The sequence below is a fragment of the Kineococcus sp. GCM10028916 genome (assembly GCF_042674865.1).
In the GTDB taxonomy this organism is placed as follows: Bacteria; Actinomycetota; Actinomycetes; order Actinomycetales; family Kineococcaceae; genus Kineococcus.
Map to the genome: position 1 here is coordinate 13,889 of NZ_JBHTFM010000005.1, position 26,168 is coordinate 40,056.

Consider the following 26,168-nt stretch of genomic DNA (forward strand, 5'->3'; position numbering starts at 1 on the left):
ACGGATCAGGCGAGCGAGACGACCCCGAGCCGGCGGGTGGAGCTCAACTGCCCGGACAGGGGCCCCTCGTAGGTCCCCGCGGTGGGGGCGACGTCGGCGTAGTCGCGGCCGGTCGCGATGGTCAGGTACCCCCGACCGGCGCGGCGGTCGTTGCAGGGGTCGAAGGGGATCGCGACGACGCGGTCCCCGGCGTCGACGAGCACCTCGAACCAGGCGTGCGTCCCGCCCTGGCCCAGCAGGTGGCCCGACACGTAGCGGGCGGGCAGACCCAGCTCGTGGCAGAGCGCCAAGGCGATGTGGGCGTAGTCCTGGCAGACGCCCCGGCCACCGGCGAGGGCCTGCGCGGCGGTCGTCGAGGTCCCGGTGATCCCGAACTCGTAGGTCATCCGGGCGTGCACGGCCGAGCAGATCCGCTGGGCCGTGTCCTCGGGGCGCTCGCCGTCGCGGTGGAGCTCCGCGGCCCAGTCGCGCAGTGCGGTGTCGGGGGTCGTGAGGCGGGTCAGCTGCCGCCAGCGGGCGTCGCGCAGCGCCTTCGACGGCAGTTCCGCCAGGCGGCGGTCGCCGGCGCGCTCGACGTGGGCCGTGAGCCGGAACTCGATGAACTCCTCGACCCGGTCGGCGCTGACCCGCACCACGCTGCTGCTGTCGCTGCTGCCGCCGTGGTGACGGATGGTCTTGCGCGAGACCGCGCCCAACACGTCGAGGGAGTGGTGGACCAGCGTCGCGTCGCCGTGGCGGGCCGGCGGGACGATGACGAGGCGCTGGCGCACCGACGTGACGGGCTCGACGTAGTCGTAGCGGAACGTCTGCTCCAGGCGGTACGTGACCCGTGCGGCGCCCTCGAGGTCGAGGGCGCGGTGGTCGAGGAGGCCCGGCCCGGTGAGCAGCGTCATGAGATCTCCTCGGCGTGAACGACCATCGACTCCAGCAACGGTGCCCCGAACGTCGTCAACATGGCCACGTCGGACGCGTCGCGGCCTCGTCCGATCAGAACACGGCCCTTCATCCGGGTGTTGTTGCGGGGGTCGAACGTCCACCAGCGGTCGCCCAGCCAGACCTCCATCCAGGCGGCGAAGTCGCTGGGGGCGTCGGTCGGCTCGATGTCGATCTCGGGCAGGTAGCCGAAGACGTAGCGGGCGGGGATGTTCAGGGCCCGGCAGAAGGTGATGGCCAGGTGGGTGAAGTCGCGGCAGACGCCGTAGCCGCTGGCGTTGACGTCGGCCGCCGTGGAGAGGGCGGTGCTGCTGCCGTACTGGAACTGCAGGTGCTTGTTGACGTGGTCGCAGATGGCCTGGACCCGTCGGTAGCCGCGCGGGGTCTCGGCGAACAGGGTCCACGCCTCGTCGGCCAGGACGTCGGGTACGACGTAGCGACTGGGCAGGGTGTAGAGCAGGACCTCGTCCGGTAGGTCGGTCGGGGCGATCTCGGGTGCGTCCTCGTCGGCGTCCTCGGGTGCGTCCGCGACCTCGGCGACGGCGTCGTAGCGCAGGACCGAACGGCCGGCCGGCAGCGTGAAGCGCACGCACTCGTTGCCGTAGACGTCGGTGTACGTCCGGCGCTCCATGCCGGGCTCGGTCACCCACTGCTCGTCACTGATGGCGACGTCTTCGTCACGTCGAGGTGTGACCTGGGCGATGGCCGGGACACTCCACTGCGCAGAGTGAACAAACTCGCACCCGATGTGCACGCGTCGTGTCGTCATGCTCCACCCTCTCGTACCCGGGTTTCGTGGGTGTTTCCGATGGGCGCACCCCCTCCCCCCAACCCGTGATCTTGCAGGGAATCCCAGCGGGATCACGAGTCGGAGGGAGCGGCCAGTTCGTGGGTGGTGCCGGCGAGGGGGAGGTCGAGCACCATGGTGAGTCCGCCGCCGGGGGTGTCCTCGGCGAGGAGGCGACCACCGACGGCCTCGGCCAGTCCGCGGGCGACGGCGAGGCCCAGACCGAGCCCGGCGTGGGAGCGGTCGCCCAGACGCTGGAACGGGGTGAAGGCCTGTTCCTTCGCCGCCGCGCGCAGACCGGGTCCGTGGTCGACCACGAGCAGCCGGACCCTCCGGTCGGAGTTCTCGACGCTCTCCTGGACGTGGATCTCGACGCCGCTGCGGTCCTCGTGGTCCTCCGACCTCCCGTGGCGCAGCGCGTTCTGGACCAGGTTCGTGACGACCCGCTGCAGGAGGCCGGGATCGGTGGAGACGAGGGGCAGGTCGTCGGGGACGGTGACGCGGTCGACCCCCGGACCGACTTCGGCGACGACGAGTTCCAGGACGTCGTGCAGGGAGACCACGAGCATGTGCGGTTCGACGATTCCGCTCCGCACGCGGGTGAGGTCGAGCAGGTCGTCGATGAGCGTCTGCAGCCGGTCGGCGGAGTCGGCGACCCCGGCGAGGAGCTCCGCGCGGTCGGCCTCGCCGAGCTGGATGTCGACGGCCCGCAGGCTGTCCACGGACGCCTTCAGGGTCGCCAGCGGGGTGCGCAGGTCGTGGGAGACGGCGGTCAGCAGCGCACCGCGGACGGCGTCGCCCTCCTCCAGCCGGCGGACCTGGGCGGCCTCGGCGCGCAGGCGTTGTCGTTGGCGCAGCGCGGCGATCTGGGCGGCGAAGGCCTCCAGGACGCGTCGGTCGTCGGCGCTGAGGAGCCGTCCGCGCAGGGCCAGGGAGAACGTGTCCTCGACGACGACCTCGGCGTCCCCCTCGGCCGGAGTCGTGCAGACCGGCGCACCGGCGGTGGTGGTGATGCGCCAGGGCGCCGCGGCGTCGTCGCGTTCGAGGAGGGTCACGGAGTCGACCGCGAACGTGCGGCGGGTGTGCTCCATCGCCTCGTCGAGGGGGTGGGTCGCGACGAGCGCCGTGCGGGTCAGCACCGACAGCGCCTCCGTCTCGGCGCGACTGCGGGTGGCCTCGACCGTGCGGCGGGCAGCGCGGTCGACGGTGTTGGACACCGCGACCGCAACCAGCAGGAAGACCGCCAGCGCGACGGCGTTCGCTGGCTGGGCGATGGTCAGCTGGTGCACGGGCGGGGTGAAGAACCAGTTCACCGCCAGGCTCCCGAGGAACGCCGAGGCCAGCGCCGGCCAGACCCCGCCGGCGAGGGCGGAGACCACGACGACCACGAGGAAGGCCATGAGGTCGGTGGCCAGTTCCTGCTGCGGAACGGCCACCAGCAGCAGCGTGACCAGCACCGGGCCGACCAGGGCCAGCACCCACCCCAGCAGCCGGCGGTTGCGCGAGAGGGCCGCGCGGGCCGGGGCGGGCAGCCGCAGGGCCTGACCCTGCTGGTCGTGGGTGACGACGAGGACGTCGATGGCGCCGGAACCCCGGACGACGGCGTCGCCGACCCCGGAGCGGAACAGCGACGACAGACCGCCGTGACGGCTCGCGCCGACGACGATCTGCGCCGCGTTCAGGCCCTTCGCGAACCCGAGCACGGACTCGGCGACGTCGTCCCCGACGACCTGGTGGTAGGTCCCGCCGAGGTTCTCGACCAGTGTCCGCTGGGCGGCGAGGCGGGTGGGGGAGGTGCGGACGAGACCGTCGCCGCTGGCGACGTGGACGGCGTGCAGTTCCCCGCCGGCGCCACGGCCGGCGATGCGGGCGGCGCGACGGACCAGCGTCTCCCCCTCCGCGCCGCCGGTGAGAGCGACGACGACCCGCTCGCGGGTCGGCCAACTCGTCGAGATGCCCTGCTGGGCGCGGTACCGCTCCAGCCCCTCGTCGACGCGGTCGGCCAGCCACAGCAGGGCGAGTTCGCGCAGGGCCGTCAGGTTGCCGATGCGGAAGTAGTTCGACAGGGCCGCGTCGACCTTCTCCTCGGCGTAGACGTTGCCGTGGGAAAGCCTGCGCTGCAGCGCCTCCGGGGTCATGTCGACGAGTTGCACCTGGTCGGCGCGGCGCAGCACCTCGTCGGGCAGGGTTTCCCGCTGCACCACGCCGGTGATGGACTCGACGACGTCGTTGAGGGACTCCAGGTGCTGGATGTTGACCGTGGAGACGACGTCGATGCCGGCGGCCAGGAGCTCCTGGACGTCCTGCCAGCGCTTCTCGTGGCGGGAACCGGGAGCGTTGGTGTGGGCGAGTTCGTCGACGACGGCCACCTCCGGCTGGCGGGCCAGGACGGCGTCGAGGTCCATCTCCTGCACGGCGACACCGCGGTGTTCGACGCTGCGGCGGGGGAGCACCTCGAGGGAACCCAGGGCCGCGGCGGTCTGCGGACGGCCGTGGGTCTCGACCACCGCGACCACGACGTCCACCCCGCGTTCGCAGCGGCGACGGGCCTCGTCCAGCATCGCGAACGTCTTGCCGACCCCGGGCGCCGCGCCGAGGAACACCCGCAACCGTCCCCGGCGCTCGTTCGCGTACCGCTCCCTCAGCACCGGCCGGCTCAGCCCTGGGCCAGGCGCTTCAGGGCGAGGTTGAGCTCGAGCACGTTGACGTGGGGTTCACCGAGGAAACCCAGCGCCCGGCCCTGGATGTGCTCGGCGACCAGGGTGGCGACGGCCTGGTCGGTGAGGCCGCGGGCGGCGGCGACGCGGGCGATCTGCTGCTGCGCGTACTCGGGGGAGATGTCGGGGTCGAGGCCGCTGCCGGAGGCGGTGAGGGCGTCCGGTGCGACGTCGGCCGGGGCGATCCCGTCGGCGGCGGCGACCGCCGCCCGACGTTCCTCGACGAGCTTCGCCAGGTCGGTGGACTCCGGTCCGAGGTTCGAGGCCGAGGAGGCCAGCGGGTCGTACCCGTCGCCGGCGGCGGAGGGACGGGGGGCGAACCACTCGTCGCCGTCGAAGGTCTGACCGATGATCGCCGAGCCGACCGGGGTTCCGCCGACGCTGACGACCTGGCCGTCGGCGCGGCCGGGGAAGAACCGCCCCACGCCGTAGACGGCGAGCGGGTAGATCACGCCGAGCAGGAGGGTGGCGCCCACGAGGAGGACCAGACCGGTGCGGGACTGGCGCAGCAGGTTCGAGATCGAGGCCGAGGGGCGCAGCGTGGTGGTGGACATGGTAATCAGCCGATCCCGGGGATGGTGGAGATGACGAGGTCGAGGAGCTTGATGCCGATGAACGGGACGACGATCCCGCCGAGGCCGTAGACCAGCAGGTTGCGACGCAGCAGGGCCGCGGCGCTGGAGGGCCGGTACCGCACCCCGCGCAGGGCCAGCGGGATGAGCGCGACGATGACGAGGGCGTTGAACACGACGGCGGAGACGATGGCCGACTGCGGGGTGGAGAGCCGCATGACGTTCAGGGCGTCGAGCTGCGGGAACGTCGTGACGAACATCGCCGGGATGATGGCGAAGTACTTGGCGATGTCGTTGGCGATGGAGAACGTGGTCAGCGCGCCGCGGGTGATGAGCAGCTGCTTGCCGATCTCGACGATCTCGATGAGCTTCGTCGGGTTCGAGTCCAGGTCGACCATGTTCCCGGCCTCCTTCGCGGCGGAGGTGCCGGTGTTCATCGCCACCCCGACGTCGGCCTGGGCCAGCGCCGGGGCGTCGTTCGTGCCGTCGCCCATCATCGCGACGAGCCGCCCGCCGGACTGCTCCCGGCGGATGAGTTCCAGCTTGTCCTCCGGGGTGGCCTCGGCCAGGACGTCGTCGACGCCGGCTTCCAGCGCGATGGCCTGCGCGGTGCGGGCGTTGTCCCCGGTCACCATGACGGTCCGGATACCCATGGCGCGCAGCTGCTCGAACCGTTCGCGCATGCCTTCCTTGACGACGTCCTTGAGGTGGATGACCCCGAGGACGCGAGCCCGGCCGTCGCGGTTCTCGGCGACGACGAGCGGGGTCCCGCCCGCGGTGGAGATGTCCTCGACGGCCTGGTCGACCTCGCGGGCGACGTCACCGCCGAGTTCGCGGACCCAGCGGGTCGCGGCCGCGGCGGCGCCCTTCCGGACCTGACGTTCACCCTCGTCGGTGACGAGGTCGACCCCGGACATGCGGGTCTGGGCGGTGAACGGGACGAAGGTCGCCCCGGGAAGTTCGCCGTCCGCCCGGCCCCGCAGGCCGTAGCGCTCCTTGACCAGCACGACGACGGAACGGCCCTCGGGGGTCGCGTCGGCGAGGCTGGACAACTGGGCAGCGTCGGCGAGTTCCGTGATGTCGATCCCCGGCGCGGCGACGAGTTCGTGGGCCTGCCGGTTCCCGAGGGTGATGGTGCCGGTCTTGTCGAGCAGCAGGGTCCCAACGTCACCGGCGGCCTCGACGGCCCGCCCGGACATGGCCAGGACGTTGCGCTGCACCAACCGGTCCATCCCGGCGATCCCGATCGCGGAGAGCAACGCCCCGATCGTGGTCGGGATGAGGCAGACCAGCAGGGCCACCAGCACGATGAGGGACTGCGGGCGTCCGGAGTAGATGGCCATGGGCTGCAACGTGACCACAGCCAGCAGGAACACCAGGGTGAGGCTCGCCAGCAGGATGTTCAGGGCGATCTCGTTCGGCGTGCGCTGGCGCGAGGAACCCTCGACGAGGGCGATCATCCGGTCGACGAAGCTCTCCCCGGGTTTCGCGGTGATCCGGACCACGATCCGGTCCGAGAGGACGGTGGTCCCACCCGTGACGGCGCTGCGGTCCCCGCCGGACTCGCGGATCACCGGGGCGGACTCACCGGTGATGGCGGACTCGTCGACGCTGGCGACCCCGTCGACGACGTCACCGTCACCGGGGACGGTTTGACCCGCCTCGACGACGACGAGGTCGCCGACCCGCAACTGGCTGGACGGGACGTTCAGCTCGTCGCCGTGGAACCCGGTGGGATCCACCAGCCGACGCGCGGTGGTGTCCGAGCTGACCTTGCGCAGGGACGCCGCCTGGGCGCGGCCACGCCCTTCGGCGACGGCCTCGGCGAGGTTGGCGAAGAGGACGGTGATCCAGAGCCAGGCGACGATGACCCAGGCGAACACCGACGGGTCCGTGATCGCCAGCACGGTGGAGAGCGCGGCACCGATGGCGACGACGAACATGACCGGCGTCCGCACGAGGTGGCGCGGGTCGAGCTTGCGGAACGCGTCCGGGAGGGAACTCACGAGCTGGCGCGGGCTGAAGGCGCCGCTCGCGATCCGGTGCGGTCCCGTGCTCGCGGGGTTTCCCGCCGCGGCGGGGTTCGTGGTGTCGGGGAGGGTCGGGGTGCTCATGCGAGTGCCTCTGCGAGGGGTCCGAGGGCGAGGGCGGGGAAGAAGGTGAGACCGGTGACGACGACCACGACGGCCGCGTGCATGCCGGCGAAGGTGACGGTCTGGGTGGGCAGGGTTCCGGCGGTGACGCTGGCGGGTCGCTGCCGGGCGAAGGTGCCGGCGAGGGCGATGACCAGCAGCATCGGTAGGAACCGGCCGGCGTACATGCACAGTCCGAGGGCGACGTTGTAGAACGGCGTGTTGACGCTGACCCCGGCGAAGGCGCTGCCGTTGTTGTTCGCCGTCGAGGCGAAGGCGTACAGCATCTCGCTGAGACCGTGCGGCCCGGAGTTCAGCATCATCGCGCGGGTGGACTCGCTCGAGAGCGCGATCGCCACGCCGACGAGGAGCGCGAACGGGGTGGCCAGGATGTACAGCGCGGCGAGGGTGATCTCGCGCTGGCCGATCTTCTTGCCCAGGTACTCCGGGGTCCGTCCGACCATCAACCCGGCGACGAACACGGTGATGATCGCCAGGACGAGCATCCCGTAGAGGCCCGAACCGACGCCACCGGGGGTGACCTCGCCGAGCATCATGTTGACCAGCAGGGCGCCACCGCCGAGGGCGGTGTAGCTGTCGTGGAACGAGTTCACGGCCCCCGTGGACGTCGACGTCGTCGCCGTCGCGAACAGGGCCGAGGCCCACTCGCCGAACCGGGTCTCCTTGCCCTCCATGGCCGCGCCGACGGCCTGCGGGACGGTGCCCAGGGCGTGGGTCTCGGCGTAGAGCGTGACGGCGCTGGAGACGGCGAAGATGCCGGCCATCACGGCGAGGATCGCGCCCCCCTGGCGCTGGTTGCCGACCAGCGTCCCGAACGTGCGGGGGAGGCTGAAGGGGATCGCCAGGATGAGGAAGATCTCGAAGAGGTTGGAGATCGCGGTCGGGTTCTCGAAGGGGTGCGCGGAGTTGGCGTTGAAGAACCCGCCGCCGTTGGTGCCGAGTTCCTTGATGGCCTCCTGCGAGGCGATCGGGCCCCCGACGATGGACTGCGTTCCACCGGTCAGGGTCGTGTACGCGGTCGCGCCGGTGAAGTTCTGCACGACCCCGGTGAGCACGAGGACGATCGCGGCGAGGAAGGCCAGCGGCAGCAGGATGCGCAGGGTGCTGCGCACCAGGTCCACCCAGAAGTTGCCGATGGTGCCGGTCCCGACGCGGACCAGGCCCCGGACCAGGGCGACCGCGACGCAGAGGCCGACGGCGGCGGAGAGGAAGTTCTGGACCGCCAGGCCACCCATCTGCACCAGGTGCCCCAGCGCGGACTCCCCGGAGTAGGACTGCCAGTTTGTGTTCGTCACGAACGACACCGCGGTGTTCCACGCCTGGGTGGGTTCCATCCCGCCGAAACCCAGCGACAGCGGGAGGTGGCCCTGCAGACGCAGGAACGCGTAGAGGAAGAGGATCGAGACGGTCGAGAAACCGAGGACGGAGAGGGCGTAGACCGGCCAGCGGGTGTCGGCGTCACCGTCGACGCGCAGGACGCGGTAGATCCCCCGTTCCACCCGCAGGTGCTTGGCGGTGCTGAGAGTGCGGGCCATGTAGTCGCCGAGGGGGACGTGGACCGCGGCGAGCAGGACGACGAGGAGGCCGATCTGGAGCAGGCCGGCGGTGCTGTCGGAGAGCGTCATCAGTGGTTCCCGTCAGAACTTCTCGGGGCGCAGCAGCGCGTAGAGCAGGTATCCGGCGACGAGGACCGACAGGACGAGTCCGGTGGCCCCCTCGAGGCTCATCGGCGCTCCAGCGCGCGGACCAGGAGGGTCGCGGCGAGGGCCAGGACGAGCGTGAGGGCGGTGAAGCCGACATCCAGCACGGGAACTCCAGAGAAGGTGTGTGGGGCACGTGTGTGCTCGTTCAGAGAAGCACCCGCGACACCGTGATCAGGGCGGTCCTGACGCTCCCTTGACGCCCGTCCCCGGATCTTGACGGCATCTTGACGGCCCCGACTGCGCGAGCTCGTCCACCGGGCCGGCGCGGGGACCGACACTGGGCCCGTGGCCAGAACGCACCGACACCCGACCGATGACGCCACCCGGAACGCCCCGGAGGCCGGTGCGTCGCTGGCGGCGCTGCCGGTCGTGGCCTGCAAGCTGTACCGGCCCGGGACGGCGCCGCAGGTCGTGCACGACGTGACGCAGGCCCTGCAGCAGGCGCAGTCCTCCGGCGGGTTCGTCTGGATCGGGTTGAACGCCGCCTCGGCGGCCGACGTCCACCGGCTCACGTCGATCTTCGACCTGCCGGCGCTGGCGGTCGAGGACGCCGTGAACGCGCACCAGCGGCCCAAGTTCGAGCGCTACGGCGGCCAGAGCTTCGCGGTGCTGAAACCCGTCCGCTACGTCGACCACGACGAGGTGGTCGACGTCAGCGAGATCGCCCTCTTCCTCGGCCGGAACTTCGTCGTCACCGTTCGTCACGGTGACTCCACCGTCGTCGCCGACGTCCGTGCCGACCTCGACCTCCTGACCGCGGGAGCTACGGCACAGTCGATCCCGTCGGCGTCGTCGCTGGAGCCGGTGGGTCCGGCCTCGGTCCTCTACCGCCTGGTGGACCGCGTCGTCGACGGCTACCTCGACGCGGTCGACGGCATCGCCATGGACGTCGAGGACATCGAGGAACGGGTCTTCGGCGGCGCCGACGACGAGCACGCCGAACGCATCTACAAGCTCAAGCGGGAGGTGCTGGAGTTCAAGCGCGCCGTCGTCCCCCTGTGCGCACCCCTCCAGCGGCTCGTCGAGGGAGAGGCGTTCGTCCCCGGGGAGGTTCCCGGCCACGAGGAGCAGCGTCACCGTTCGGCCACCTACCGGGACGTCCTGGACCACCTCCTGCGGGCCGCGGAGGCCATCGACGGGTACGACCGTCTGCTCACCGACGTCCTCCAGGCGCACCTGGCCCAGGTCAGCGTCCGTCAGAGCCGCGTCGCCGCACAGCAGAACGAGGACATGCGCCGGATCTCCGCGTGGGCGGCGATCGCCCTCGTCCCCACCGCCATCGCCGGCATCTACGGGATGAACTTCGACAACATGCCCGAACTGTCGACCCGCTACGGCTACTTCGTCGTGCTCGCGGTCATCGTCAGCATCTGCACGGCGTTGTACGCCGTCCTCAAGGCGAAGAAGTGGTTGTGAGCGTCGGCGCCGAGATCGCGTCGGTCCGGACCCGCTGCTGAATGCCGCTCCCCGGCGGGGCCTCCGTCGGGCTCCGGCTCGTCGTACCGAGACCGAGCGCCCCACGTTCGGAAGCCGTTCGAACGCAACGCCTCGCCCGTCCGGGGTCGTGTCGGACCCCTCTGCCATCGTCTCTCCTGTTCGACAGGCAAGGAGAGACCCGATGACCGTCATCGACCCCACCGCGCGCTTCCCCCGCGCGGTCACCCGGCGCTACCGGCACCGCTACGCCGTGCTGGACGTCGAGACGACGGGCCTGCGCCCGGACGCGGGGGACAGGGTCGTCCAGATCGCCGTGACGCTGCTGGACCACCACGGGGTCGTCGAACGGAGCTGGTCGACGCTGGTCGACCCGCAGCGCGATCCCGGACCCACCCACGTGCACGGCATCACCGCCGAACGGCTCGTCGGCGCCCCCACCTTCGGCGAGATCGCGCCGCAGGTCGCGGAACTCCTGGCCGGGCGGGTCTTCGTGGCCCACAACGCCCGGTTCGACTGGAAGTTCGTGACCGCCGAGATGCGGTCCGCCGGGGTGGACCTCCCGGTCCGGGAACGGCTGTGCACGTGGAAGCTGGCGCAGCGGCTCGACCTCCCGGTGGAGAACCTCAAGCTCGCGACGCTCGCCCGGCACTGGGGTGTGCAGCAGCTGCGCGCCCACGACGCCGAGGACGACACCCGGGTCCTGGTCGAGGTGCTCCGGGAGGCGCTCGTCACGGCCGCGGAGCAGCGCGTGCAGCTGCCGGTGGTCACGCCGCGGGGGGTCGCCCCGCTGTCCCGGTCCGGTCGGATCCGTGCTCGGCTGCGGGGTTGGCTGCGCCTCCTGTGAGGTGAGCCGTGCTCGTCGGGGGGCGGCTTCCGTGCGATGGTGGGGGCGGACGCCCCTCCGACGAAGCCGCTGTCCGGCGGTCCGGTCGGCGCGCCGGGGGCGAGTTCGTCGGCTCTTCTGCACCTGGTGCAGCACTCGATGAGGCGAGGAGCCCATCCGTGGCCGACTTCATGTTCTGCACCAACTGCCAGGACGACGCGCAGATGCAGCTGCCCATGAGCGCCCCCGACGGCGGTGTGATCCACACCTGCCTCGACGACCACGGCGGCACCGGTCCCTGGGTCTTCACCGTCTACCCCGCGATCGAGTCCACCCGGACCGTGCGGCGCACGGCCGCCCGGGTGGAGAACGGCGGCGTGACCGCCGACCTGCTCGAACCGCTGTCGCAGGTCTTCGAGGTCGGCGGCCCCTGGCTGGAGTTCGGCGTCGTCGAGGCCCGCTTGCGTGAGCGCGCCCCCGAGGTCTTCGCCAAGCACGTCGCCGAAGCCGGTCACACCATGTTCGGTCCGACCTCCAACACCGCGTCCGGCCGCATCGCGATGGCGCTGAGCGCCCTGCGTGCCCGCGGCAAGGTCGCCGGGTTCGTCGGCAAGAGCACCGGGACCCCGTGGCGCGGGCGCACGATCAGCCACTGGTGCCTCGACGGGAACACCCCGCGCACCGAGGTCCTGTCCTGGGTCCAGCACCGCGAAGCTCTCGGGCTCAGCGAGGACTGGACCGACGAGGACCGCGCCGGGCTCACCCCCGCCGCGGTGACCGTCGGCGTCTGAGTCAGCGCACGACGACGAGCGACCCCTGCGGCATGAGGTTGCGCGTCCAGATCACGTCCATCGCCGCGTTCGTGACGCGCGCGCAACCGTGCGAGGCCGGGTAGCCCGGAACGCTGGCCGCCCCGTGCACCGCGATCCCCTGGCTGGGGTCGAAGTAGCGCGGCCGGTAGAGCCGTCCGAGTTCCGCGTTCCGGATCCCGTCGACGCTGCGGTAGACGTGGAAGCTCCCGGCGGGGGTGTCCGCGAGGTCCGTGTGACCGCTCGGCGAACGGTACGTCTGGTAGGTACCGGTCGAGGTGTGGAAGATCGCGGCGATGCGGCCGTCGTCGGCGACGGTGATGGTTCCCGCCCCACGGTCCACCTCGACGACGTGACCGGTGCGGACGCCGACCACGGGCTGCGCGCCGCGCGCCAGGGCCGCCCGGGTGGCGGGTCCGACGACACCGTCGCGGGTGAGACCGGCCGCCCCCTGCAGGGCCATGACCGCCTGCTTCGTGTTCTCCCCGAAACTGCCGTCCGGGGTGCCTAGCCAGTAGTTCAGGCCGGCCAGCCGCTGCTGCAGCGCGAGGACCTCGGGCCCGCGGGCGCCGGCCTTCAGCGACGTCTGCGTGAACGCGACGGTCTGCACCGCAACGGCTGTGCTCTTCGGGGTGGTCGGTGCCGCCTCGGCGTGGGTGAGGACGGCCAGTCCGCACGCGGCGAGCGCCGCGGTGGCGAGGGCGAGACGGACGGTGCGGCGCAGGCGGGTGCCCTGCGCGGTCCGGTCGGTCGACGTCTCGTGCTGCGGACGGTGGGTGGTCATCTGGGTGTCCAGTTCTCGAAGGTCTGCCTCGGGACCCGGTGGTCCGGGTTCCGCCGAGGAGACGCGCGAGGAGGGCTCCGTGTTGCACGCCCCGCGCCACGAGTTCCACCGGTGGTCTCACCAGTCGTGCACGGTCCCGTCCGCGAGCCGGTTCACGGGCAGGTAGGCGGCCTCGTAGGGGTGCGCGGCGGCCAGTTCCTCGTCGAACTCGACCCCGATCCCCGGCGCGTCACCGGGGTGCAGGTGTCCGTCGGTGAACGTGTAGGCGTGCCGGAACACCTCGTTCGTGAGGTCGGTGTGTCCGGAGTACTCCTGGATCCCGAAGTTGTGGATCGCGAGGTCGAGGTGGATCGCGGCCGCCGTCCCGACGGGGGAGATGTCCTCGGGGCCGTGGACGGCGCTCTTGACCTGGTACATCGCGGCGAAGTCGAAGAGCTTCTTCAACGGTGAGATCCCACCGAAGTGCGTCACCGCGGACCGGGCGTAGTCGATGAGCTGTTCGGTGATGAGCGTCTGGTAGTCGACGACGGCGTTGAACACCTCCCCGACGGCCAGTGGCGTCGTCGTGTGCCGGCGGACGGTGCGGAAACCCTCCTGGTTCTCGGCGGGTGTGCAGTCCTCGAGCCAGAACAGGTCGTAGCGCTCGACGTCCTTGCCGAGCTTGGCGGCTTGCACCGGGGTGAGGCGGTGGTGCGCGTCGTGCAGCAGCGGGAGTTCCGGCCCGAACTCGTGCCGCACCGCCTCCAGGACCGTGGGCAGGTGCCGGAGGTACGCGGGGGTGTCCCAGTCCTCGACGAGGGGGAGCGCACGGTGCGTCGGGCGGGCGATGGCCTCACCGGTGTGCACGCCGTAGACCGTCTGCAGCCCGGGCACTCCGGTCTGCACCCGCACCGCCTGGTACCCCTCGGCCCGGCGCGCGCGGACGGAGTCGAGGAGTTCCGGGACGTCGCGACCGTTGGCGTGACCGTAGGTGCGGACCCGCTCCCGGGAGGCGCCACCGAGGAGTTGGTACAGCGGCAGGCCCGCGACCTTGGCCTTGAGGTCCCACAGCGCGACGTCGACCGCGGCGATGGCCGCCATGGTCACCGGCCCGCGCCGCCAGTACGCGCCCCGGTACAGCGACTGCCAGGTGTCCTCGATGCGGTGCGGGTCGGTGCCCAGCAGCAACGGGACGACGTGCTCGCGCAGGTAGGCGACGACCGCCTGTTCGCGGCCGTTGAGGGTGGCGTCACCGAGGCCGGTGAGACCCTCGTCGGTGGTGAGCTTCAGGGTGACGAAGTTCCGGCCCGGGCTGGTGACGACGACGTCGGCGGCGACGATCCTCACGCGGAGGCTCCCGTCCCGGATCGGCGGTTCGTGGGGAGGTGGGGCACGCCGGCCAGGCTAGGCGGCGAGCTGCGCCCGAGGAAGACTCAGCTCACGCGGTCTCGGCGGTGGTCCGGAGGTGTCCGTCGGCGGTGAGGGCGTTCTGGGAAGTGGTCACACCCCTGCTTCGGCGTGACGGGCGGCGGCGCGGAGCCGAGTCACTCGGATGGGCGTCTCCGTTCGCCTGGGTGGCGCAGGGGGTGCACTCACCGGTGATCGCCTCGTGGTCCGCAGGACCGTGTGGGGCACGATGGACCCGTGACCAGCACGCCCGTCCGTCGTCCCCGTGTCCGTGCCCCGCAGCTGGTGGGCCGTCGTTGGCTCAACACCGAGGGTAACCTGTCGCTGGCCGACCTGCGCGGCAAGATCGTCCTGCTGGACTTCTGGACGAGCTGCTGCGTGAACTGCCTGCACGTCCTCGACGAGCTGCGGCCGCTGGAGGAGAAGTTCGCCGACGTCCTCGTGACCGTCGGGGTGCACTCGCCGAAGTTCGCGCACGAGGCCGAGCCCGCGACGCTGGACGCGGCCGTCGACCGTTACGCCGTCCACCACCCGGTGCTCGACGACCCGCAGCTCACGACCTGGCAGGCCTACGCGGCGCGCGCGTGGCCGACGCTCGTCGTCGTCGACCCCACCGGCTACGTCGTCGCGTCGATGTCCGGGGAGGGGCACGCCCACGGGTTGGACGTCCTGGTCTCCGAGCTCGTCGCCGAGCACGAGGCCGCCGGGACGCTGCGCCGGGGCGACAGCCCGTACGTGCCGCCGGCGCCTGCGGGGTCCGCGTTGCGCTTCCCGTCGCGGGTCGTGCGCCTGCCCGACGGTGGCGCGCTCGTCGTCGACACCGGTCACCACCAGCTCGTCGAGCTCGACGCGGACCTGGAGACCGAACGTCGCCGGTTCGGGACCGGCGCTCGCGGGTTCACCCCCGAGACGTTCGCGGAACCCCAGGGGGCGGTCGTGCTGCCGCCCGAGGTCGCGGACCAGGTGGGGTACGACGTGGTGGTCGCGGACAGCGTGAACCACGCACTCCGCGGGCTGTCGCTCTCGACGGGTTCCGTGGTGACCATCGCGGGAACGGGTTCGCAGCTCCGTCGCCGCGAGGGTGGTGGCCCGGCGCTGGAGCAGGACCTGTCGACGCCGTGGGACGTCGCGTGGTTCGACGGTCAGGTCGTGATCGCGATGGCCGGGGTGCACCAGTTGTGGGCGTTCGACCCGGTCGAGTCGGTCGTGCGGGTGCTCGCCGGGACCACGGCGGAGGGGATCAAGGACGGGCCGGCCGAGGAGGCGTGGTTCGCGCAGACCTCCGGCCTCGCGGTGTCGCCCGACGGGTCGACGTTGTGGCTGGTGGACGCCGAGACGTCCGCGCTCCGCTCCCTGCGGCGCAGTGGTTCGGTGGACCGTTCCGTTCCCGTGGTCTCCGACGACCGGATGGCGAACGTCGCCGCCGTCGCGGGTCCGGGCTACGTCGTGGAGACCCACGTCGGGCAGGGGTTGTTCGACTTCGGGTTCTGCGACGGCCCCGCCGCGGAGGCGTTGCTGCAGCACCCGTTGGGTGTCGCGGTCGCCGCCGACGGCTCGATCCTCGTCGCCGACACCTACAACGGCGCGCTGCGCCGGTTCGACCCCGCGACGGGTGAGGTCTCGACGCTCGTGCGGGACCTCGTGGAACCCTCCGACGTCCTCGTCGACGGCGACACGTTGGTGGTCGTCGAGAGTTCCGCGCACCGCCTGACCCGGGAACTCGCTCCCGCGAGCGTGCGGGTCGACGGGTCCGCCCACCGCGTGCAGCGGCCCCCGACCGACCTCGCACCCGGCGTCGTCGCCCTCTCGGTCTCCTTCACCCCGCCGACCGGGCAGAAGCTCGACGACCGCTGGGGTGACCCGACCCGCCTCACCGTCGCCTCCACCCCGCCGGAGTTCCTGGTCTCCGGAGCGGGTTCCTTCGAGGGGTTGTCGCGGACGCTGGAGTTCGCTCCCGGGGTCGAGAACGGGGTGCTGCACGTGAGCGTCCAGGCCGCCGCGTGCGACGGCGACCCGGAGACCGGGGAGGTGCCGGAGTTCGCGGCGTGCCACCTGTACCAGCAGGACTGGGGGATCCCCGTGCGGTTGGTCGAGGGGGCGGCGAGCGACCTGCCGTTGGACCTGCGGGGGGCGTAGCCCACCACCGTCACGCCGGCCGGGGGAGTCTGAGACGTCCCTGCGGATCGCCCGGCGGAGTCGCGACCACGACCGGTGTTCGGCAGTCCAGAAGGGCGGCAAAAGGTAGCGTGGAAGTGCGGCAAAAGGTAGCGTGCAGCAGTGCCGAATCCGCCCTCCTACGTTCCGCGCGTGGTCGACGCCGAGCTCGGCGAGTACCTCGCCGGACTGCCGGCCGTGGCTCTCGAAGGGGCCAAGGGGGTTGGGAAGACGCGAACGGCGTCGCAGCGAGCGACGACCGTCCGCCAGCTCGACGACCCGGCACTACGGGACCTCCTGAAGGCTGAGCCCGCACGGGCACTCGTGGGAGAACCTCCTGTCCTCGTCGACGAGTGGCAGCATGTACCGGCGACGTGGGACGCCGTCCGCCGTGCGGTCGACGCCGGAGCCGCGCCGGGGTCGTACCTCCTCGCCGGGTCCGCGGTCCCGCGGGACACCGGAGTGCACAGCGGAGCCGGTCGCATCGTGCGGTTGCGGATGCGCCCCATGACGCTGTCCGAGCGAGGTGTCGCCCAGCCCACGGTGTCCCTGGCGCGGTTGCTCGCGGGCGGGGCGCCGGACGTGGTCGGCTCGACGGCGGTCGCGCTCGAGGATTACGCCGAGGAGATCTGCCGCTCCGGCCTGCCGGCGATCCGCTCGCTCCCTCCGCGCCTGCGCCGGGCTCAGCTGGACGGCTACGTCGACAGCATCATCGACCGCGACTTCCCCGACCTCGGGCGCGCGGTGCGGAACCCCGCTCCCCTGCGACGCTGGATGACCGCCTACGCCGCTGCGGAATCGACGGTCACCGCCTACGACCGGCTCGTGGAGGCAGCCACTCCCGGGGAGGTGGACAAGCCGGCCAAGACCACCACGACCGCCTACCGGGACATCCTCGAGCGCCTCTGGTTCCTCGATCCGGTACCCGCGTGGACTCCGTCCCGGAACCACCTCGCCCGTCTCGCGGCCGCACCGAAGCACCACCTCGCCGACCCCGCCTTCGCCGCCCGGATGCTGGGGGTCGACGTCGCCGCGCTCCTCGGCGCCAGTCCGGCCCGAGGTGCCGGCCGCGAGGCGACGTTGCTCGGCCAGCTCTTCGAGTCGTTGGTGACGCTCGACGTGCGGGTCTACGCGCAGGCGGCTGAAGCACGAGTGGGGCACCTGCGGGTCCGCAGCGGCGAGCACGAAGTGGATCTCGTCGTGGAACGGGGTGACGGCAAGGTCGTCGCCGTCGAGGTGAAGCTCGCCGGGGCGGTGACCGACGCTGACGTGAAGCACCTGCGCTGGCTGCAGGGAGTGCTCGGTGCGGACCTGCTCGACGCCGTCGTCGTCACGACCGGCCCCGAGGCCTACCGCCGGCGGGACGGGATCGCGGTGGTGCCGGCGGCGTTGCTGGGGCCGTGAGCCTCCAGCGCCGTCAGGGAGCGCTCGCTGCGGACGGGTGGACCAGGCCGTTGGTCATCTGCTGGACCACCGCCAGTCCGAGTACCACCGCCAGGAACCCGATGAGTCCGGCCACGACCAGGGTGAGGAGCACCAGGAGCAGACGTCGAGGCCACGGGAGCGGTCGGCGGGCCCTGCGCGCGACCGGACGCCGGTGGTTCGTGCGCACGGCTCGTCCCGAGGGCACGGTCGGCAGGGCGCCGGTGGTGGTGAGGACCGGATTGCGGGTGCTGTCGAGGGTGGCCCGCAGGAAGGCTGCGGTCCGCTGGACCGCGCGGGGTTCCAACCGGACCTCGAGCCCACGCAGGAACGCGACGAGCTCGCTGCGCCCCACGACGGTGATCCCCGACGTCGTCCGCTGCGGTTCCTGCTCCTGCGCGACCAGGCAGAGCAGGCCGCTGGTCGACGAGCGGACCGCCGGCTCCAGCAGGGCGGACACGGCCGCCACGGCGCTCGCGATCACCTCCAGCTCGCGGTCCTTGCGCCACGAGTCGTTGCGCAGCAGACCGTCCCGGACGGAGACCTGGCCCGACCAGTTCTTCGCGTCGACGACGACGACGCCGCCGGGACCGATCGCGACGTGGTCCAGGTTGGCCTTCGGCCGCCCGGGCCAGTGGACGTCGTGGAGCACGACCCACCCCTCGGCCTCGAGTTCCGTCAGGGTCACGACGACCAAGCGCTCACCCTCGGCGCCGGCGGTCCAGACGTGGTGACGTCGTTCGGCAGCCGCGACGCGGGCCAGCGATTCCTCGCTCGCAGGTTCCTGATGGAGCCGTTCCAGACGTGCGGCGACCCGCCGGGCCTGCTCGTCCGCCCCGGCGCCCGCTGTGGTCGTGGCCAGTGTTTCGGGTACCGGCGGCTTGAGGCCCTGTCACCTGGCCGGGACAGCCGTCACGGAACCGCCGTCCCGTCGTGGAAGTCGTACACCCCCGGAGCCCGCCACAACGGTGAGCCCGACCCGGTCGACCGGTACAGCCCGCGCGCCGCGTTGCGCACCCGCTCGGTCTCGACCGGCCAGCGCAGCGGGGCCGCGACGGCCTGCAGGTCCACCTCGGAGCGGGCCAGGACGTCCTGCACGTGGTCCACGACGGGCAGCGTCGCGAGCTTGTCCCCGTTGCAGCGCGGATCCGTGAGCACCAGGTTGCGCACCCCGTCGATGGCGACCCTCGACCACGGCAGCACGTGGTCGACGTGCACCGCCCCGGACAACGTTCGCTTGCAGTAAAAACACCGGTTCTGCTGGAACTCCCGCAGACCAGGGGCGAGTCGCGCGACGCCCGCGCGGTTCGCGTCGAACAAGAACGCGCGCAGGTCGGGGATCTCGAGTTCGGCGCTGTTGTGACGTTGGACGTCGTCGACCCACCACTGCTGCAGGACCGGCTGAAGCATCGGTGACACCCGGGCCAGAGCGGACGGCACCCCGGCGAACAGGGTGATCGACCAGTCGTGAGCGTCGAGGCTCGACACGGTCGTCTTCTTGCTCAACCACGAGTCGTCGTACAGGAAGGCCGTTCCCGGTTCACGCCCACCCGTCCTCTGCAGGGCGAAGAGAGGTTGCTGCGCGAGCGTGATCGAGAGGCGCCGGATCGTCGCCGCCCACTCGTGCGGTGCCGCCTCCTTGAACTGGGCCACCGAGAACAGGCCCCGCTGCTCCGCTCCGCTGCGCAACGATCTGACGGTGTCCACGACCGTCACGGTCCCTGCGCGGGACTGCTCGTTCTGCCGCAGGACCCCGTGTTCCCCGAAGACCCGCACCTGGGGCCAGTACGCCTCGAACACCCGGGACGCGAGGTCACGGATCGGCACCCTGAGGCCCACGTCGTCGAAGACCGGGTTCTCGAGACAGTGCTGGACGAGGGCGTCGAGGGTCGCCAGCTTGTACGTCGAAACGCGTCGGCCCGTCGCCATGAGCTGCGCGAGGCGGTCGCCGAGGTCGAGCGGGTCCATGGTCTCTTCCGTCGGTCGTGTCCTCGTGGCCTCGTCCCATCCTGCCGGACGACGGTCGCCGCTGCTCCGAACCGGTCGTCTTCGTCACCCGCGGCGCTAAGGCTGCCGATCCTCCAGGACATCGTCCGTCAGAGGGAGTCGTCGTGCAGGTCCAGTACGTCGTCGACTTCGCCGTGCGTTCGCGCACCGACGGAACCTCGGTGGGCGCGCACGCAGCGCTCCTGCGCCACGTGGAGGAGTGGCTGGACTTCGCCCACGAAGGCGTCCCCGACCTGACTCTCCTCTCCAGCGACGGTGCCTGCGGGCTCGAACGCCGCGACCTCGGCTCGGACCTGTCGTCGTTGTCTGGACACGGGCCCAGGCAGTTGTCGTGGCACCGCGTCGGTACGACGACCGGCGCTGCGCAACGCATCGACCTGCGCGTTCCCGTCCGGGGAGTTCCCGCGACCCACGTGACCGGGGTGACGCTCGGCGTCGATCAGACGAAGGAGTTCGCGACTGTCCGGGTCGTGACCGGCCGTGAGGCGCACGGTGGGTGGATCGCCCCCACGCCGCAGTCCTACCTGCGCCGACCTGCGGTCGTGCGGCGCATCGTCGAGGACCCGGACCTCGTCGTCAGCGCCTACGGGCACCGGGTCGACGGACGTCGAGGTGACATCACCACACCCGCAGAAGCTGCACTCCTGGTCGACGTCCTGCGCCGGGTGGACCGCCTCCCGGTCCTGCTCGTCGGGCCCTCCCACCAGGACCACCTCGACCTCGCCGACGCGGCCGCGAGCGAACTGCCCGGGCTGGCGAACGTCGTCTGCCTGCGATCCAACGGCGCTCGCGACCTGGTCGCCCGCACCCTGGACCTCGTGGTGCCCTTCGGTGGCGCCCGCCTGGTGTGGCCGCACCTCGAGGCGTTCCGGCACCCGACCTACGACGCGGACCAGTTGAGCACGGGCTTCGACCTCGTCGACGACGCCCTGCGGACGATCGCCCCGCTGTCGGCGGTCTCCCGCGGGATCGACGTCCCGTTCCGCACCGCGGAACGTGCCGGCCGGGCGCTGGTGGCCCTGGAGCGGCAGCGACAGGTGGAGGCGGCCGTCGCGCGCGGGGGCCCGGGGGCCGAACTCGAGGCCCTCCGTGCCCAGCTCGACGCAGCCCGCGCCGAGATCCACCAGTGGGTCGACGAGGCTCAGCGGCTGGAGACAGAGGTGTCGTCGCTGACGATTGCGCTGGGGGAGGTGGGCCGGCGTCGCAGCGACCCGCTCCCGGTGGATTGGCACGACGCGCCGCCGCTCGGAGCTGCTGACGCCGCGCCGTTGCTCGACTTCCTGGAGGAGCACAGCCGTGGGCACCTGCGGTTCACTGCCGGGGCCGACCGGACCTGGCGAAAGTCGGGGTACCTGTACCCGGCGCAGATGCGGTCGGCGTTGCTCACCCTCGGCCAGGCGTCGGTGGAGTTCGCCGGGTCGCAAGGGCAGATCACCGCCCGGCTCACGGACTGGTTCCGCGAGAAGTTCGCGCTGGACGTCGCGACGACCGATCAAGCGCTGCTGCACTCCGGCCGTGCCGCCTTCGAGTTCGAAGGTGAACGTCTCAACGGGGTTCCGCACGTGAAGCTGGGCGACGCCAAGCGTCCCAACGAGTGCGGCCGGATCTACTTCGCCCACCAGAGCGATCCGCCCCGCTTTGTGGTGCACCACATGGGGTTGCACGTCCTCTGAGAGGTCGTGTCATGCGTCGCGGAGGTGGCGCATGCCGACGTGGCTGTGGATGGTGGTGCGGAACCGCGACCAGGCGCGGGTGTTCCTGGCCGAGGCGATCGCCCGTGGGGACACGGACGACATCGCCTACGGCGAGTTCTGGCTGGCCGAGCGGCAGCGCGTGGTCGACGAGATGGCCGAGCTGTACGGCTACCGCGTCTGAGGACGCGTGACGAGGTGGAGCTCGACCGCGGAGTCCTCCGCCGCCGCGAGGACGGACTCGACCTCGCGGCGGCTCAGCCCGCCGATCCCGGAACCGATCCGCGGGACGCCGAGGGCGGTGAACCCCCGATCGGCTGCGTCGTCGAGGGCGGTGCGGAGGCTCGTCCCGATCGCGTCTAGTCGTGCGTCGGCGCCACCGCGTTGCTGAGTGGCCAGGTTGTAGACCACGATCTCGGCGGACCACGTGAACACGTCCCCGAGGCGGAACCAGCCGGTCGCGCACCGTTCCTGGTACTCAGCGTGCATCTTGGGCCAGCGGCGGGCGAACTCCACGGCGATGCCGCCCCGCATGGACCCGGCGCAGTTGCAGCCGTGGGCCAGGGCCAGCAGTGCGAGGTCGAACAGGTCTCCGGTGCGGTGGATCAGGGGCAAGAGAACTCCTTCAGGCGCTGAACCAGACCCGTCGGCCTGGGGGCTGCAGTTGGAACCAGATGGGCCGCCTCGGTGTGGACGAGGACGACCTGTCGCGCCCCGACGGCGGTGATCAGACGGTGCAGGTCGGCCGACGTGGCGTGGCCCGACGTGTGGTGGTGGACGAGCGGGATGCCCTGCGCCTGCGGGCGTGCCGTGAACCGGTCGTCGAGGTAGCCGTCCCAGAGCGACCAGACGACCCTCCCACCGAAGAGCAGATCGCGGCGGCGGAACTCGTCGACGGTCGACGCCTGGGTGACGACGACGAACCGGTCCGGGTGGCGCAGCAACTCCTCAGGGAAGACACGGTGCTCCCGGACGGCTTCGGTGCGTGCGAACTCACTGGTCCGCTCGACGAGGCTGCGCTGACGGTCGGTGAGGTAGAGGCGGTACTTCGGAAACCCGGGCTGCGGGATCGTCGTCCGACGGGTGCTCCGGGTGGTGGTCGCGGAGTACAGGTCCACGACAAAGGTGCGGCCCGCGCGCTTCGCGGCCCGGTACACGGTCACTAGCCGGTCGATGTTCTGCGCCGACGGGACCACCGCGACGAGCCCCGCGGTGGTCCGGAGGGTCTCGGCCAATCGCAGTTCGACGTCCTCCTCGCTGCAGAGGCCAGGGTTCCGCGGTTCCTTACCGGTCACATGGGTACCTTCGACCAGCAGAGTGTCGATGTCACGGGGAGGGGTGGCGACCATCTCGTTGAAGAGTCGTCGCTTGCGGCCGTGGCCGCGCAGGTCGCCGGTGTAGAGCACGCGCTTCCCGTCGGCTTCCACGATGACGGCGTAGGAGTCGAAGGCGCTGTGGTCGACGAGGTGCGGGGTGATCTTGAACGATCCGACCGCCAGTGGGACGCCGTCCTCCAGGAACCGGTCGGCGCGCAACCGCGGACCGGGTGAGAAGAACTGCGCCGCCTCGACCATCCGGACCGCCGCCCCGCCCGCGAAGACCAGGACGCTCGGTGCGACCTGGTCGAGGAGACCGTAGTGGTCGAGGTGCGGGCGCGAGACGACGACGCCGAGCAGCGTGGGGTCGTCACCCGTCGCGAGGCCGGAGACGTCGGGCAGCGGGACGTGCTCGTCGCGGCCGGCGGTGAGCGAACGGCTGACGTCGAGGACGAGGCGCTCGCCTCTGGCCTCGAGTTCGATGCAGCAGCCGCCGACCTCGTGGCAGCCGCGGTGGATGCGGATCCTCACTCTGTGTCTCTCCCGAGTTCATCGATCCACTGCCGTTGCCCCGGGCTCAGTCCCTCCGGGTCCTTTGGCCTGGCCGGCGGGGTCGCCTTGAGGCGACTCGTCCAGTGCCAGCCTCCGTAGCGGCATTGGTAGTAGCGGACGCTGTTGTGTCCGCCGTTGCGGGCTCTCGCTAGTCCGCGCTTCTCCTGAGCGTCCCGGAGGTCGGTCCCGCGGACCTTGCCGCAGCGACAGCGGCGCATCTCGCGGAGGTAGGCCCGACGTTCCTCGCGACGGCGGGTGCGGTTGAGGCGGCGTTTGCTGGCCATGTCTTCTCCTCGTCGTTCGGTGACGAGGAAAAGGTCTCGGGAAGGTCGGACACGTCTGACGGACATGAAGTGCCAAATCACGGCTGGATACTTTGCAGCGCAGGTCTTCTCAAATTTATAGTCAACGGATGGTCGCGCTGAGAGGGACTGAGGTTCACCCGTCTGGACCTCGCGCGAGTGCGATCGGCTACGGGTCTGTCGATGTCCGCGACTCCCACTGACGGTCGTCGTCAGCCTCGTCCTCTGGAAGATTGTCACCGCCGCGGGCCGAGCAGCGCGGCGCATGCGCTGCGGTCCACGGCGTCGAGCTGGGCGTCTGCTCCGGAATCCTGCTGGGTGGCGAGACTACACACAATGACGTCCCCAGCGTCCCCCGGGAACACAGCGCCGGGCTGCACGTCACCGGCGGCGCACAGCATCTGGCACGCGGTGTGCATCTCCGGCCAGCGACGGCGATGCCGCCGCGCATCGACCCGACGCAGTTGCAGCGTGCCCCAGGGCGGGCAGACCCAGCTCGAACAGGTCCCCGGTGACGGGTTCCAGCGCCACCGTTCAGACCGTCACGGTCGGGTCGCCGAGGTGTCGGTACCGCGTCGCGCTGGTGCCAGGGTGCAGGTGGGCGTAGGCGACCTGGACGGGCGCCTCGACCCGGGCGATGAACTCCTCGACCTCTGCGACCCTGGCCGTGCTCGCCCGGGCCAGGTGCACGAGGTACGGGTGCCGCACCCGGCTGTTCCAGAACTTCCCGTAGTCACCCTTCAGGTGGGCGAGGCCGTAGTCGAGCCCGAGCTCGATGACGATGGGTGCCTCGATTCGGCCATCGCGGAACTGCGGTCGGCTGGCCCGAGCGAGCTGCGTCGGGGCCAGGACGACGAGGTCGAACAACCCCCGTCCGCCGCCCTTGTGTGGCTGCGGGTGAGTCTCGGGCCACTCCTTGTGGACGAGCTGCGTCGTGAGCTTCTCGCCGGAAAGGGTCTGCCGCGCCGCGAGCAGTTCGTGCTCCTTAAGCAGCGAGAACAGCTCCGCGTGCAGGGAGTGTTCGACCCGGTGCAGGTAGGGGTTCGCCAGGAACCCGTTGACCAGCGCGCGGAGCGCGAGCTCTACCTTCGGTACGGCCCGCGTGATCCACTCCTCGTCCTCGGGGAGCACCTCGACCAGCGGCTGCACCGCGGTCCTGCTCGCGGCCGGGTCGTCCAGCGGCGTCCCGCCCCGTTCGACGAGCCAGTCCCGCAGGGCGTCGACGTCGGTGAACTCGGCCATGAGGGCGACACCGATTTCGGCGGTAACGGGGAGGCTGTACCCGACTTCGGCCCCGAGGTCCGGGTCGGCATGGTGGATGCGCACCGTCTGCGTCTTCTGACCGACGGCGTGCACGACCGTCCGGCCCGCGACGATCGTCTTCTTCGGTTGAGCCACTCGTCGACGATAGGTCGCGGGACGTCCGCGGTCGGGGTGTGGCGTGTCGACGTTCACCCCTCCGGGTGGCCGGCATCTGCTTGGCTTCACTGAGCCCCACCTCGCGTAGCGTGACTGCCGCGGTGCAGCCGGCGGATCGTCGGCGCCGGGGGTGGGTGGTCAGCAAGGTCCCACCAACGACGCCGCGGGCAGCGTCATAATTGCCGCAGTTTGGTATGAGCTGGGCCCCCAGGTCGGTGTCCTGCTGGACAGCGGCGACGCGACGAAGGCAACGAGGAGGTCGTGGACAGCCTGCTGTCTACCTGGCGCGAGCAGTGGCTGTAGTCGCTGGCCACGCAGCACACCCGACACGCAATGCTTGGGCATCAAGAACGTCGAGACCCTCTTAGAGAGCGATTGCAAAGGGTGGTGCGGCATCCTGACCCGGTGACCGCACCACCCCGCCAGGCCTACCGCTGCGACCTCACCGACGCCGAGTGGGACATCGTGCAGCCGCTGCTGCCCCCGCCGACGGAGAAGCCCGGACGACCTCGCGCTGACCTGCGGGAGGTGCTGAACGCGATCTTCTACGTCGTCGACAACGGCACGAAGTGGCGCGCCCTACCCCACGACTTCCCAGCGTGGCAGACCTGCCTGGGCTGGAAGCGGAAGCTGGCCCTCGACGGCTTCTTCGAGCGCCTGGCCGATGAGACCAGGACCCGTGACCGCCTGGGAAAACGCGCCGCGGTGCCCCGAGCGCGTTGATCATCGACTCCCAGTCGGTCAAGACCGCCGAAGGCGGGCACCACCGCGGCTATGACGCGGGCAAGAAGACCAGCGGTCGCAAACGGTTCGCTGCCGTCGATGTCGAGGGCAACCTTGTCGATGTGGTGGTCACGGGCGCTGACGTCAGTGACAACGCCGGTGGTATCGCGTTGCTGAATCTCATCGCGGAGCAGTTCCCCAGCGTGCGGGCGATCTGGTGCGATCAGGGCTTCAAGAAGGCCTTCGTCGAGCACGCCGCGTCGCTGGGACTGCAGGTCGTGGTGATCTGTCGTCAGCCGAGCAGCACCGGGTTCGCGGTGCTACCGAGGCGGTGGGTCGTGGAACGCTTCTTCGCCTGGATCAGCCGGGCCCGGCGTCTGGCCCGTGACTACGAGCGCACGATCTCCTCAGCGGTGGCGATGGTGCAGATCGCCTACTCGCGGATGATGCTGCGCCGACTCACCCGAACTCTTTGAAA

23 protein-coding genes are annotated in these 26,168 nt (G+C 71.1%); 9 read left to right on the top strand and 14 right to left on the bottom strand.

The annotated features are described in order from the left end of the window. Window positions 1-5 precede the first annotated feature (5 nt). The 7 genes from ACFQ46_RS06940 to kdpF all read right to left on the bottom strand — a co-directional run bounded on the left by ACFQ46_RS06940 (window position 6) and on the right by kdpF (window position 8,889). The gene (locus ACFQ46_RS06940) at window positions 6-893 is read right to left on the bottom strand and encodes a transglutaminase domain-containing protein (protein ID WP_380258530.1); all 888 of its coding nucleotides are present in this window, start codon (window positions 891-893) and stop codon (window positions 6-8) included. Further along, window positions 890-1,579: a transglutaminase family protein gene (locus tag ACFQ46_RS06945; RefSeq protein WP_328293572.1), complete on the bottom strand. Its 690-nt coding sequence runs from the start codon at window positions 1,577-1,579 to the stop codon at window positions 890-892. Before ACFQ46_RS06945 ends, ACFQ46_RS06940 begins: the two co-directional genes overlap by 4 nt. Window positions 1,580-1,794: 215 nt before the next feature. Next, window positions 1,795-4,368: a DUF4118 domain-containing protein gene (locus ACFQ46_RS06950; protein WP_380258532.1), complete on the bottom strand. Its 2,574-nt coding sequence runs from the start codon at window positions 4,366-4,368 to the stop codon at window positions 1,795-1,797. A gap of 8 nt (window positions 4,369-4,376) precedes the next feature. Next, the gene (gene kdpC / locus ACFQ46_RS06955; RefSeq protein WP_380258534.1) at window positions 4,377-4,991 is read right to left on the bottom strand and encodes a potassium-transporting ATPase subunit KdpC; all 615 of its coding nucleotides are present in this window, start codon (window positions 4,989-4,991) and stop codon (window positions 4,377-4,379) included. Between the two features lie 5 nt (window positions 4,992-4,996). Next, complete coding sequence (gene kdpB, locus ACFQ46_RS06960) at window positions 4,997-7,123, bottom strand: potassium-transporting ATPase subunit KdpB (RefSeq protein WP_380258536.1); 2,127 nt, start codon at window positions 7,121-7,123, stop codon at window positions 4,997-4,999. Then, window positions 7,120-8,787, bottom strand: a complete 1,668-nt coding sequence (gene kdpA, locus ACFQ46_RS06965) for a potassium-transporting ATPase subunit KdpA (protein ID WP_380258538.1) — start codon at window positions 8,785-8,787, stop codon at window positions 7,120-7,122. Before kdpA ends, kdpB begins: the two co-directional genes overlap by 4 nt. Before the next feature lie 12 nt (window positions 8,788-8,799). After that, the gene (kdpF, locus tag ACFQ46_RS06970) at window positions 8,800-8,889 is read right to left on the bottom strand and encodes a K(+)-transporting ATPase subunit F (protein ID WP_328293566.1); all 90 of its coding nucleotides are present in this window, start codon (window positions 8,887-8,889) and stop codon (window positions 8,800-8,802) included. Between the two features lie 261 nt (window positions 8,890-9,150). Between kdpF and ACFQ46_RS06975 the strand changes: the two genes are divergently transcribed. From ACFQ46_RS06975 to ACFQ46_RS06985, 3 genes are all read left to right on the top strand, one after another. Continuing rightward, window positions 9,151-10,281, top strand: coding sequence for a magnesium and cobalt transport protein CorA (locus ACFQ46_RS06975; protein WP_380258540.1), 1,131 nt, complete (start codon window positions 9,151-9,153; stop codon window positions 10,279-10,281). A gap of 202 nt (window positions 10,282-10,483) precedes the next feature. Next, a complete protein-coding gene (locus tag ACFQ46_RS06980; RefSeq protein ID WP_380258542.1) occupies window positions 10,484-11,146 on the top strand; it encodes an exonuclease domain-containing protein in 663 nt (220 codons plus the stop codon). 158 nt (window positions 11,147-11,304) lie between these two features. After that, the gene (locus ACFQ46_RS06985) at window positions 11,305-11,916 is read left to right on the top strand and encodes a hypothetical protein (protein WP_380160009.1); all 612 of its coding nucleotides are present in this window, start codon (window positions 11,305-11,307) and stop codon (window positions 11,914-11,916) included. A 1-nt stretch (window position 11,917) separates the two neighbouring features. On the opposite strand, the gene ACFQ46_RS06990 is transcribed toward ACFQ46_RS06985, so the two are convergent. Then, the gene (locus ACFQ46_RS06990) at window positions 11,918-12,718 is read right to left on the bottom strand and encodes a peptidoglycan-binding protein (protein ID WP_380258544.1); all 801 of its coding nucleotides are present in this window, start codon (window positions 12,716-12,718) and stop codon (window positions 11,918-11,920) included. A gap of 117 nt (window positions 12,719-12,835) precedes the next feature. Continuing rightward, complete coding sequence (gene manD / locus ACFQ46_RS06995) at window positions 12,836-14,044, bottom strand: D-mannonate dehydratase ManD (RefSeq protein ID WP_380258546.1); 1,209 nt, start codon at window positions 14,042-14,044, stop codon at window positions 12,836-12,838. Between the two features lie 297 nt (window positions 14,045-14,341). On the opposite strand from manD, the gene ACFQ46_RS07000 reads away from it, so the two are divergent. After that, entirely contained in the window at window positions 14,342-16,240 is a 1,899-nt protein-coding gene (locus ACFQ46_RS07000; protein WP_380258549.1) for an NHL domain-containing thioredoxin family protein, read from the top strand. A 171-nt stretch (window positions 16,241-16,411) separates the two neighbouring features. Next, the gene (locus tag ACFQ46_RS07005; RefSeq protein ID WP_380258551.1) at window positions 16,412-17,662 is read left to right on the top strand and encodes an ATP-binding protein; all 1,251 of its coding nucleotides are present in this window, start codon (window positions 16,412-16,414) and stop codon (window positions 17,660-17,662) included. 13 nt (window positions 17,663-17,675) lie between these two features. Here ACFQ46_RS07005 and ACFQ46_RS07010 read toward each other — a convergent pair whose 3' ends face one another. Continuing rightward, entirely contained in the window at window positions 17,676-18,542 is an 867-nt protein-coding gene (locus tag ACFQ46_RS07010) for a nuclease-related domain-containing protein (protein ID WP_380258615.1), read from the bottom strand. A 50-nt stretch (window positions 18,543-18,592) separates the two neighbouring features. Next, window positions 18,593-19,648, bottom strand: coding sequence for an HNH endonuclease domain-containing protein (locus tag ACFQ46_RS07015; protein WP_380258553.1), 1,056 nt, complete (start codon window positions 19,646-19,648; stop codon window positions 18,593-18,595). Between the two features lie 143 nt (window positions 19,649-19,791). Between ACFQ46_RS07015 and ACFQ46_RS07020 the strand changes: the two genes are divergently transcribed. Further along, entirely contained in the window at window positions 19,792-21,360 is a 1,569-nt protein-coding gene (locus tag ACFQ46_RS07020; RefSeq protein ID WP_380258555.1) for a hypothetical protein, read from the top strand. Window positions 21,361-21,391: 31 nt separating this feature from the next. Then, a complete protein-coding gene (locus ACFQ46_RS07025) occupies window positions 21,392-21,562 on the top strand; it encodes a hypothetical protein (protein ID WP_380258557.1) in 171 nt (56 codons plus the stop codon). Here the strand turns inward: ACFQ46_RS07025 and ACFQ46_RS07030 are convergent. The 3 genes from ACFQ46_RS07030 to ACFQ46_RS07040 all read right to left on the bottom strand — a co-directional run bounded on the left by ACFQ46_RS07030 (window position 21,550) and on the right by ACFQ46_RS07040 (window position 24,946). Next, window positions 21,550-21,993, bottom strand: coding sequence for a macro domain-containing protein (locus ACFQ46_RS07030; RefSeq protein ID WP_380258559.1), 444 nt, complete (start codon window positions 21,991-21,993; stop codon window positions 21,550-21,552). The genes ACFQ46_RS07025 and ACFQ46_RS07030 overlap by 13 nt on opposite strands. Continuing rightward, window positions 21,984-23,225, bottom strand: a complete 1,242-nt coding sequence (locus ACFQ46_RS07035) for an MBL fold metallo-hydrolase (RefSeq protein WP_380258561.1) — start codon at window positions 23,223-23,225, stop codon at window positions 21,984-21,986. The genes ACFQ46_RS07030 and ACFQ46_RS07035 overlap by 10 nt, the downstream gene beginning before the upstream one ends. Window positions 23,226-24,082: 857 nt before the next feature. Beyond that, entirely contained in the window at window positions 24,083-24,946 is an 864-nt protein-coding gene (locus tag ACFQ46_RS07040) for a hypothetical protein (protein WP_380258563.1), read from the bottom strand. A gap of 426 nt (window positions 24,947-25,372) precedes the next feature. Here ACFQ46_RS07040 and ACFQ46_RS07045 point away from each other — a divergent pair, with 426 nt between their 5' ends. Next, window positions 25,373-25,690 (top strand): transposase, encoded by a 318-nt coding sequence (locus ACFQ46_RS07045; protein ID WP_380258565.1) that lies wholly within the window; start codon window positions 25,373-25,375, stop codon window positions 25,688-25,690. Beyond that, a complete protein-coding gene (locus ACFQ46_RS07050; protein WP_380258567.1) occupies window positions 25,687-26,166 on the top strand; it encodes an IS5 family transposase in 480 nt (159 codons plus the stop codon). The genes ACFQ46_RS07045 and ACFQ46_RS07050 overlap by 4 nt, the downstream gene beginning before the upstream one ends. The last annotated feature ends 2 nt before the right edge of the window (window positions 26,167-26,168 follow it).